Raw genomic sequence first — 10,406 nt, forward strand, 5'->3', positions numbered from 1 at the left:
GGTGACGACGAGCTTCCCCGGCGACGTCCGGCGCATCGCCGCGCTTGCATGGCCGGTGCTGGTCGGCCAGCTCGCCATCATCGCGTTCGGTGTGATCGACACCGCGATGGTCGGCCGCTACTCGGCGCTCGATCTCGCGGCGCTCGGCCTTGGCTCGTCGATCTACATCTCCGTCTATATCGCGCTCACCGGTATTCTCAGCGCGTTGCAGCCCGTCACGGCGCAACTCTACGGCGCGCAAAAGGACAAGGAGATCGGCCTCGAAGTGCGCCAGGCGTTCTGGCTCTCGCTCGTGCTGATGGTGGTCGGCTTCGCGATCCTTTACTTTCCCGGCCCGCTGCTCGATCTCGCGCGTGCGCCCGAGGCGCTGCGCGAGCGCACGGTCGGCTACCTGCGCCTGCTATCGTTCGGGCTGCCCGCGAGCCTCGCATTTCGCATCTACAGCTCACTTGCCAATGCCGTGGGAAGGCCGCGCCTCGTCATGTTCCTCCAGGTCGGCGCGCTCGTACTCAAGGTGCCGCTCAACACGTGGCTCATCTTCGGCGGCTTCGGCGTACCGGCGCTCGGCGGCCCGGGGTGCGCGCTCGCGAGCACGTCGATCAACTGGGCACTCGCGCTGTGCGCCGCCGTCGCGCTCACGCGTATCGACGTGTTTGCGCCGTTCGAGATTTTCAGGCGCTTCTGCTGGCCCGAATGGAAGCGCCAGGCCGAGCTGCTCAAGCTCGGCATTCCGATGGGGCTCTCGTACCTCATCGAAGTGACCTCCTACACGTTCATGGCGATTTTCATCGCGCGCCTCGGCACGACGACGCTCGCCGGGCACCAGATCGCCGGCAATATCGGCGCGGTGCTCTATATGACGCCGCTTTCGATCGGTGTGGCGACTTCGACGCTCGTCGCCCAGGCGCTGGGTGGCGGGCGGCCCGCCGAAGCGCGCACGCTCGCGCGGCACGGCGTAGCGACGGCCGTGGCGATTGCCTGCTGCTATGGCGTGGTCGTGTTCGTGCTGCGGCCGCTCATCATCGGCGGCTATACGCCGGATCCCGCCGTGGCAGTCGCGGCCATGCCGCTCGTCGCGATCGTCACGCTCTATCACGTGTTCGACGCGCAGCAGATCACGACGGCCTTCGCGCTGCGCGCCTATAAGGTCGCGGTCGTGCCGACCGTCATCTACGCAATCGCGTTGTGGGGCGTAGGGCTTGGCGGCGGCTATGCGTTGGGCTTCGATGTGACTGGCACGGTGCCCACATGGGCGACGGGCGCGCGCGGATTCTGGCTCGCCAACCTCGCGAGCCTCGTGATTGCTGGCGCCGCGCTCATGGTTTATCTGTCGCGCGTGAGTACGCGGTATTTGCGCGAGGATACCTAGCTGGGGGCGCCTCGCTCGGGGGCTGGTCGGAGCCGCCTGCCTGCGGGACGCCTGCCTGCGGGACGCCTGCCTCGCGCCGCGCTGCCCAGGTGCTGATTTGGCAGCTTGGAACACGCTCGGCTGTTAGTTGCGATACCATCACTCCGCCTCGAGCTTCCGCGCCGCCTCCACGGTTTGCGCCGCATGATACGACGAGCGCACGAGCGGCCCCGCCACGACCTCGCGGAATCCCATTGCCAAACCGGCGTCACGCAAGGCGGCGAACTCATCCGGATGCACGTAGCGCTTCACCGGCAGATGAAAACGCGACGGCGCGAGATACTGGCCGATCGTCAGGACCTCCACGCCGTGCTCGCGCAGGTCTCGCATCGTCGCGAGCAATTCTTCGCCGGTTTCGCCGAGCCCCACCATCAGCCCCGACTTCGTGACGAGTGCGCCGTGCGCGGCTTTCGCGCGCGCAAGCAGATCCAGCGAGCCACGATAGTCCGCGCCCGGACGCGCCGCGCGATAGAGCGAAGGCACGGTCTCGATGTTGTGGTTGAACACGTCGGGCCATGCGAGCGATAACGCATCGAGCGCGCGAGCGATGCGGCCGCGAAAATCGGGCGTCAGCACCTCGACGCCGATCCCCGGCACCCGCTCGCGCACGAGTGCGATGCAGCGCGCGAAGTGCGCCGCGCCGCCCTCGCGCAAGTCGTCGCGATCGACCGATGTGATCACCACATGGTGCAAGCCCAGCGCCGCGACCGCCGCTGCGAGACGCGCGGGCTCATCCACGTCGAGCGGCGCGGGCCGCCCGTGAGCGACGTCGCAGAACGGACAACGCCGCGTGCACAGGCCTCCCATGATCATGAAGGTTGCAGTGCGCTGCGCAAAGCACTCGCCGATATTCGGGCACATGGCTTCTTCGCACACCGAATGAAGCTGGTGCTCGCGCAGCACCGCCGCCACGCCCGCGACCGTCTCGCTCATGAGCGGCCGCGCACGCAGCCAGGGCGGCTTCGGCAACGGCACGTGCTCCCCGGAGGGCGGCACGACCTTCACCGGAATCCGCGCGAGCTTTTCGCGGCTGCGCAGGCCTTGCTGGCCGAGCGCCGTGCTCGACGTCCGGGACGAGGCGGCCTCCATGCTCAGACTCCTTCGTCGAAAAAGGCCTTGAGCAGGCGATTGACCTCCTGCGCAGCCTCCATCTGCACCATGTGCCCCTTGCCCGCGATCACCTCGACGCGGACCTGCGCGGGCAGCCCCTGCGCATGCCGGGCCGGAATGATCTGGTCGGACTCGCCCCAGATCACGAGCGCGCGCGGCGCGAGCGCGGCGAAACGCTCGCGGAACACCCGCCGCTGCGCGCCGCCCTCAAACGCCTGCTCCGAGATCTTGCCAAGCGCGGCCTGCACGCCTTCGAGCCGTTTGTACTTGACGAGGTCCTCGACGAGCTGACGCGTAACCAGCGCGGGATCGGCGAACAGTTTCGCCACGTGTGGCTTGAGCGCATTGCGGTTGGCCGCCATGACGAAGCCCTCGATGTACGCGCCGTCGATCTCGTTGCCAAGGCCAGCGCTTGCGATCAGCGCGAGCGAGGCCACGCGATCCGGCACGTGTTCAGCCACCGCCATCGCCACTGCGCCGCCCAGAGAATGCCCCACGAGATGCGCTCGCGCGATGTCCTTCGCATCGAGAAACGCGATCACGCTTTGCGCGAGTTCGTCGAGACTGCCGCTTTCCACCGCCTTGCCCGATTCGCCGTGGCCGGGCAGATCGAGCGCCCAGACCGTGCGCGCCCCCGCGAGATCGGCGTGATTGAAGAGCCAGTTGTTGAGGTCGCCGCCGAATCCGTGGATGAGCACCACGGGCACGCCCTCCCCTTCGCCCAGCTTCAGATAGCGCACCGTCCTGCCGCCGATCTGTGCCTTCTCGGGCTGCGGCCCTGCTTCGGCGTCGCCGGCTTGTGCCGGAACGAAGTCTCGCTGGAATTCGGCTACCGCGGCGTCGATATCCGCGTCGGCCGCCTCCTCGTCCGCCACCACGCCGAGCAGCGCGCCCACCGGCAGCGTGTCGCCCTCCTTCGCGATCTGCCGTCGCAGCACGCCTTCGAACGCGCATTCGACGCCCGACGCGATCTTGTCGGACTCGACATCGAGCAGTTCATCGCCCTTTTTGACCGTCTCGCCGGGCGATTTCAGCCAGCCGTTCACCTGGCCCTGCTCCATCGACAAGCCCCATTTGGGCATCGTGATCATGTGAATCGGCATGACTTCAGCTCCTGGCTGCGCGCGCGGCTTCGGCGATCTTCTCCGCCGACGGGATGTAGATGTCTTCGAGCGACGCCGCGAAGGGCACTGGCGTATGCGGCGCGGTGACCATGCCAACCGGCGCTTTCAGCTCCTTGAACGCCTTCTGCGCGACGAGCGCCGCAATGTCTGTGGCGATCGAGCAGCGTGGATTCGCCTCGTCCACCACGACGACGCGGCCGGTGCGGCGTGCGCTTTCGAGAATCGTCTCTTCGTCGAGCGGTGAAGTCGTGCGCAGATCGATCACGTCCGCCTCGATGCCGTCCTTCGCCAGCTTCTGCGCGGCGTCGATCGCGTAGTGGACCATGCGCCCGTAGGTGACGATCGTGACGTCATCACCATCGCTCACGATGTTGGCTTCGCCGAACGGAATCGAATAGGACTCCTCCGGAACATCACCTTCCATCGTATAGAGCAGCTTGTGCTCGCAGAAGATCACGGGGTCGTTGTCTCGAATCGCCTCGATCATGAGACCCTTAGCGTCGTATGGCGTGGCCGGGCATACGACCTTCAGGCCCGGAACATGCGTGAAGAGCGAAGTGAGCATCTGCGAGTGCTGCGCCGCCGCGCGCAGGCCCGCGCCATACATCGTGCGGATCACGACCGGCGTGACCGCCTTGCCGCCGAACATGTAGCGGAATTTCGCCGCCTGGTTGAATATCTGGTCGAAGCACACGCCCATGAAATCGATGAACATCAGCTCCGCCACCGGCCGCATGCCGCACGCCGCCGCGCCCACGGCGGTGCCGATGAAGCCGCCTTCCGAAAGCGGCGTATCGAGCACGCGCCCCGGAAACTTGCCGTAGAGCCCTTTCGTCACGCCGAGCACACCGCCCCATGCGTCCTGCTCGCCGGGTGCACCCGCTCCGCCCGCGTTGTCCTCGCCCATCACGATCACGCTCTCGTCGCGCCCCATCTCCTGGGCCAGCGCTTCGTTGATGGCCTGCGAATAGGTGATTTTCCGTGCCATTTTCGTCTCCTTGATCTGGAATCCTGATTACCTGATCGCATCGCGCTCAGGGATACGACACGTACACGTCGGTGAGCAGCGTCTCGGCGGCCGGCAGTGGCGCGGCCTTGGCCTGCGCCACTGCGTCGTCGATCAGTGCCTTCACTTCGGCGTCCACCTTGCGCAAATCGTCGCTGCTCACGAGCTCGGCGCGCACCACGCGTTCTTCGAAACGCTTGAGGCAATCCTTTTCCTCGCGCAGCTTCTGCACTTCGCCCGGCGCGCGGTAAGTTTGCGCGTCGCCTTCGAAGTGGCCGAAGTAGCGCGAGAGCTTCATCTCGACGAGCGTCGGGCCGCCGCCGCTGCGCGCGCGTGCAATGGCCTCGCCCAGCGCCTCGTACACGGCGAAGAAGTCGAATCCGTCGACGATCACGCCCGGCATGCCGAAGCCGTTCGCACGATCGGCGATATTGTCGGCTGCGACCGACCACGTGGACGACGTCGCCTCCGCGTAGCCGTTGTTCTCCGCGACGAAGATCACCGGCAGGCGCCAGACGGAAGCGAGATTCATCGATTCGAAAATGACGCCCTGATTCGACGCGCCGTCACCGAAGAAGCACACGCCCACGCCACCCGTCTTCTTGTGCTTCGCCGCGAGCGCCGCGCCGCACGTGAGCGGCCCGCCCGCGCCCACGATGCCGTTCGCACCGAGCATGCCCTTCGAAAGATCGGCGATGTGCATCGAGCCGCCCTTGCCGCGGCACGAGCCCGTGGCCCGTCCATAGATCTCGGCCATCATCTCGCGCACGTCCACGCCCTTGGCGATGCAATGGCCGTGGCCGCGGTGCGTGGTGGCGACGTAGTCGACGTCATTCAAGTGGCTCATCGTGCCGACCGCAGATGCCTCCTCGCCCGCGTACAGATGCACGAAGCCGGGAATCTCGCCGGTCGCGAACTCGACGTGCAGACGTTCCTCGAACTCGCGGACCGTGCGCATCGAGCGATACGCGGTAAGCAACTGCTCCCGGTTCAACTGCGTGTTGACAGACATGGTTGTCTCCTGTGTCGATCGCATTGAGTTGCGATCTCATGAAAGATGGTTGCCGTGCTGCTGCGTGTACGACGCTGGGTATGCCTGCTACGGAAAATGCCACTGCTCCTAGTGAAAAGTGAAACCGCCGTCGACGTTCACCGCCTGGCCCGTGACGTTGTCCATCGTCGCGAAGAACAGGGCGAGCCGCCCCATGTCCTCCGGCGTCTGCGCGCGGCCTTGCGGGATCAGCGTGAGCTGATGGCGCTGCCAGGATTCTTCGACGCTCTCGCCTTCGTTCTTCCATTCGTCGGAGAGCCGGTCCCACATGTACGTGCGCACGATGCCGGGGCAGATCGCGTTGACGGTGATGCCTTCGCGCGCGACCTCCTTGGCAAGCGCGTTGGTGAAGCCGACCACCGCGAATTTCGAGGCGCTGTAATGGGCGAGATTCGGAAAGCCCTCTTTGCCGGCGATCGACGCGACGTTGATGATCCGGCCGCGCTTTTGCATGTGAAAATGCGGCAGCGCAGCCTTGCAGCCGAGGAACACGCCCTTCGCATTCACGCCCATCACGAAATCCCATTCCCGCTCCGTTAGTTCGGACACCGGATTAATGGAAATCACGCCTGCACAGTTCACGAGGATGTCGAGCCCGCCAAGTTCGGAGAGCGCCTGCGACACCATCCCTTCCAGTTGGGCCGCCTGGGTAACGTCGACCACGCAGAAGGCCGCGCGCCGTCCGAGCGCGCGCACCTCGTTGGCGGTCGCCGCAAGGGGTTCCTCGAGCAGATCCGCGAGCAGCACATCCGCGCCCGCCTGCGCGAGCGTGAGCGCAATGCCGCGGCCGATGCCACGCGCGCCGCCGGTGACGATCGCTACCTGGCCTTTCAAGGGTGTGTCCATACGGGTGTCTCCTTGTGTCGGTTATGGGTTCGGAATCCACGTGGGCCGCTAGACATGCGCTGCGGCCTCGCGCAACAGCTGATGCGACGCCGCATAACGCAGCGTGCGCGCGACGTCGACGGTCAGCGGGCCCTGCCAGTCGAGCGTCACTTCGTAGCGGTCGCCGCGCGCCGGCTCGATCTCGCGCTCGCCGTCGAACGCGAGCGTGCCGTGGCCCGCTTCGAGCGAGAGCGCCACGCCCACTTCGAGGCGCTGGCAGGTGCGCATCGTCAGACGCTCGACACGGCCCGGCGCGATCGGGGCGAGCAGCGGCACGCCCGCGCCGGCGCCTGCGGGTGTGCCCGGCGCGGCGAAGCTCATGTGCAGCCCGTGCGCCGCGTCGCGGCCGACCGGCGCCCAAGCCCCGCCGACGGACGAAAGACCGATGCCGTCGGGGGGAGCGAAGGTCAGGAAAAGCGCTTCGATATCCGAACTCTCCGAAATCGCGCGTGCGCCGATGAAGGGCTGACGCGCCACGCAAACGTCGACGAGCGCGATTTCCTCGCGCCCGTGGCTCGGCCCCTCGACGCAGCGCGCGACGAGCCGCTTGTTGCGCACGAGCGCGGCCTGCGCGGGCACCGCGCCGGTCGCGACGAGCGCGCCCGCGAGGCCCGCGACGGTCGCTTCGCGCAACTCGGGAAACGCGTTGTTGGTGCCGGTGGAGAGCGCGAGCAACGGCGTCTCGCCGCAATGCGCGGCCACCGCTCGATGCGTGCCGTCGCCGCCCAGCACTGCGATCAGCGCGACTTCCTCACGCACCATGTGAGCGACGCCGGCGTGCGTATCGGCGACGCTCTCGCTTACCGGCAGATCGAGGAACTCGACTTCGGGCCAGGGCTCGTGCGCGGCGATGGCCGCGTGGGTTTCGATCGCGCGCAGCAGCAGCGCGGCCACGCCCGTGTTGTCGCGCAGCGTGAGCACGCGTGCGACGCCCAGCGCGCCGAGGCCCGCGAGCAGGCGCACGACCATGTTCGCTTTCTCGGCGGTGGGAAAGACAGATGCATGTGTGGTGAGGCGGCGGATGTCGCGACCCGACGCGGGGTTCGCGATCACGCCTACGGTCACGGGCGTCGTCACTGCGTTTGTCTCCTGTCGACCAGAGTTAGTGCTTCCGCACTTACTCTGGTCCCATACAAAGCTGTCGACCAGAGTTGGCGCTTTAGCGCATTGCCCTGGTCCCATGCAAGAACGGTCTGCGCGTCCTGAGACGGCGTGCGCCGCTTGTGCCTCCAGGATCTGCAAGCGTCGTGCCAATGACGCTGTCGATGCTGTGTGCCGGCGCAGAAGACCGCGCGACGGGGTTCTTCGCTCCACGTGAGCCTCGCCGGCGCCGGCGCGCGCGACACGCGCACCGTCTCAGACTGCGTCTCGCCCACGCGAAACGCGAAAGACAACGCCGCGCCGGCGCCCGGTAAGCGCGCACACGGCCCCGCCCGGCGGCCCTGAGCGGCGCTCAAGCCCGCCGTGAGACGCGAACCGACGAAATGCGGCACCTTGAGACGATCGTCTCAGCCGTCTCCCTTGCTGCGCTGCGGTGTGATCGAGCGCAAAGGATGTGCTACAAAAGACTCCCGCCGAACGCTTTCCGGTCCGACGTTTCCCGTCCGCAACCGTCTGGAACCGCTCATGCCCTACGCCCTTGCGTCAACCCGGCACGCCGAACGCGTGCGCGGCGCTGTGGAAGGCCGACTCCCCGCGCCGTCCGGCTCGCCTCGCCTCGTCTCGTCGTGGCAGCGCTCGTTCGAGCGCTACCAGCTCGACCCCGGCTCGGTGATCGGCCCGCGCGTGTTGAGCGCCGCCGAGCTGCGCGAAATCCGCGAGCGCGAGGAGTCCTTCCTGCGCGCCTCGGGCCAATGCCTCTCGCGCCTGCACGACATGGTGCGCGAAGCCGACTACTGCGTGATGCTGACCGATGCGCATGGCGTGACCATCGACTACCGCATCGACCGCGAGCGCCGCAACGACTTCAAACACGCTGGGCTTCACATCGGTTCGTGCTGGTCGGAGAGCGAGGAAGGCACCTGCGGCATTGCGAGCGTGCTGACCGACCTCGCGCCCATCACGGTGCACAAGACCGATCATTTCCGCGCCGCGTTCACGACGCTCACCTGCAGCGCCGCGCCGATCTTCGCGCCGGGCGGCGAACTGATCGGCGTGCTCGACGCCTCGGCCGTGCAATCGCCCGACAATCGCGAGAGCCAGCGCATCGTCAACCAGCTCGTGCGCCAGAGCGCCACGCTCATCGAGGATGGCTATTTCCTGCATCGCACGGCCTCGTGCTGGATCCTGTTCGGCCATCAGAACCGCAATTACGTCGAGGCGCAGCCCGAGCTGCTGATCGCCTTCGATGAAAACGGCAACGTGGTCGCCGCAAACCGGCGCGCGCGCGAATGCATGCCGTGCCTCGACGGCCCGCGCCATATCGATGAAATCTTCGATTCGTCGCACGTGCAGTTGCGCGATATCGGCCGCATCGAGGCCATTGCCGCGCTGCGTCTGCGCTCGAACGGCTCGATGCTCTATGCGCGCATTCGCGCACCTCTTGGGCAGATCGGCCGTGGCAACCCAACCGGGGTGCATGGCGCCATGCCGCTGCGGTGCGAAAACGGTGGGCCTGTGCGCGAATACGAGCGCAGCGCGCTCGGCCCCTTCCTGCGCAGCGCCGACGCGCGCGTGGCCGGTAACGCGCATATCGCCCAGCGCGTGGCCGGCAAGCGTCTGCCGATCCTGCTGCTCGGCGAGACCGGCGCGGGCAAGGAAGTGTTCGCGCGGGCGATCCACGACGCCAGCGCGCGACGCAACCGCCCGTTCATCGCGGTGAACTGCGGGGCGCTGCCCGATTCGCTGATCGAGAGCGAACTGTTCGGCTACGCGCCGGGCGCGTTCACGGGCGCGCGCCGCCACGGCGCGCGCGGCAAGATCGCGATGGCCGACACAGGCACGCTCTTTCTCGACGAAATCGGCGACATGCCGCTCGCGCTGCAGACGCGCCTGCTGCGCGTGCTCGCCGAGGGCGAAGTGCTGCCGCTTGGGAGCGAAACGCCGGTGCGCGTCGATATCGACGTGATCTGCGCAACGCACCGCGACCTCGCTCAAATGGCCGGCACGGGCGCCTTTCGCGAGGACCTCTATTACCGGCTGTGCGGAGCAGTGCTCACGCTGCCGCCGCTGCGCGAGCGGCGCGACATCGCGACGCTCATCGAGGCCGTCTTCGCGGAAGAAGCGCAAGCGGCAGGCCGCCCGCTCGCACTCGACGCGGCACTCGCGGCGCGGCTCTCCGCGTTCGCGTGGCCCGGCAATCTGCGCCAGTTGCGCAACGCGATGCGCTACGCATGCGCCGTGTGCGACACCGTGCTGGTCGAGGCACGCCACCTGAGCGCGGATCTCGCGGCGAGCCTGCCGCGCGTAGCGCCGCCTGTTGGGCCACCCGTAACGCCGCCCGTTGTGCGCCCAGGCAGCCCGTGTACGTCGATCCATACGCCGAGCTGCACGCCGCCAGCCTCGTCGCTCGCGCCCGCCGACGAGCGCGAACGCATCGTCGCGGCGCTGACGGCGCACCGCTGGCGTCCGAATGCCGCCGCGCAGGCGCTGGGCATTTCGCGCGCGACGTTGTACCGGCGCATCGCGAAACTCGGCATCGTCGGGCCGCACCGCGCCTGAGTCGCTTCGCTCCGATCCGCACGGCACGACCCGTGCCGCGATACGGCATGAAATCTGCATTGCGGCGGCGCACGCCGCATTATTGGCGCGGCCGAAAAGGCGCGGGCGACATCGCATCGCCGAATTGCACAGAACTATTAAATATTGTTCGATGCGATTTAC

At 67.2% G+C, this 10,406-nt stretch carries 8 protein-coding genes; 2 read left to right on the forward strand and 6 right to left on the reverse strand.

What is annotated here, in order from left to right:
• Position 1: 1 nt before the first annotated feature.
• Positions 2-1,369 carry an MATE family efflux transporter gene (locus VMJ11_RS25910; protein WP_325623104.1) on the forward strand — a complete coding sequence of 456 codons (1,368 nt, stop codon included), beginning with the start codon at positions 2-4 and terminating at the stop codon, positions 1,367-1,369.
• Between the two features lie 138 nt (positions 1,370-1,507).
• Here VMJ11_RS25910 and lipA read toward each other — a convergent pair whose 3' ends face one another.
• The 6 genes from lipA to VMJ11_RS25940 form a co-directional block, all read right to left on the reverse strand.
• Complete coding sequence (gene lipA / locus VMJ11_RS25915; RefSeq protein WP_325623106.1) at positions 1,508-2,497, reverse strand: lipoyl synthase; 990 nt, start codon at positions 2,495-2,497, stop codon at positions 1,508-1,510.
• Between the two features lie 2 nt (positions 2,498-2,499).
• Positions 2,500-3,621, reverse strand: a complete 1,122-nt coding sequence (locus VMJ11_RS25920; RefSeq protein ID WP_325623108.1) for an acetoin dehydrogenase dihydrolipoyllysine-residue acetyltransferase subunit — start codon at positions 3,619-3,621, stop codon at positions 2,500-2,502.
• Positions 3,622-3,625: 4 nt separating this feature from the next.
• A complete protein-coding gene (locus VMJ11_RS25925) occupies positions 3,626-4,630 on the reverse strand; it encodes an alpha-ketoacid dehydrogenase subunit beta (protein WP_325623110.1) in 1,005 nt (334 codons plus the stop codon).
• Positions 4,631-4,676: 46 nt separating this feature from the next.
• Entirely contained in the window at positions 4,677-5,660 is a 984-nt protein-coding gene (locus tag VMJ11_RS25930) for a thiamine pyrophosphate-dependent dehydrogenase E1 component subunit alpha (RefSeq protein WP_325623111.1), read from the reverse strand.
• A 108-nt stretch (positions 5,661-5,768) separates the two neighbouring features.
• On the reverse strand, positions 5,769-6,545 hold the full coding sequence (locus VMJ11_RS25935) for an SDR family NAD(P)-dependent oxidoreductase (protein WP_325623113.1): 777 nt from the start codon (positions 6,543-6,545) through the stop codon (positions 5,769-5,771).
• A 48-nt stretch (positions 6,546-6,593) separates the two neighbouring features.
• Positions 6,594-7,661 carry an ATP-NAD kinase family protein gene (locus VMJ11_RS25940; protein WP_325623115.1) on the reverse strand — a complete coding sequence of 356 codons (1,068 nt, stop codon included), beginning with the start codon at positions 7,659-7,661 and terminating at the stop codon, positions 6,594-6,596.
• A gap of 549 nt (positions 7,662-8,210) precedes the next feature.
• On the opposite strand from VMJ11_RS25940, the gene VMJ11_RS25945 reads away from it, so the two are divergent.
• Positions 8,211-10,244, forward strand: a complete 2,034-nt coding sequence (locus tag VMJ11_RS25945) for a sigma-54-dependent Fis family transcriptional regulator (protein ID WP_325623117.1) — start codon at positions 8,211-8,213, stop codon at positions 10,242-10,244.
• Positions 10,245-10,406: the final 162 nt, after the last annotated feature.

Origin of the sequence: Paraburkholderia sp. (assembly GCF_035501035.1) — a bacterium.
GTDB lineage: Bacteria > Pseudomonadota > Gammaproteobacteria > Burkholderiales > Burkholderiaceae > Paraburkholderia.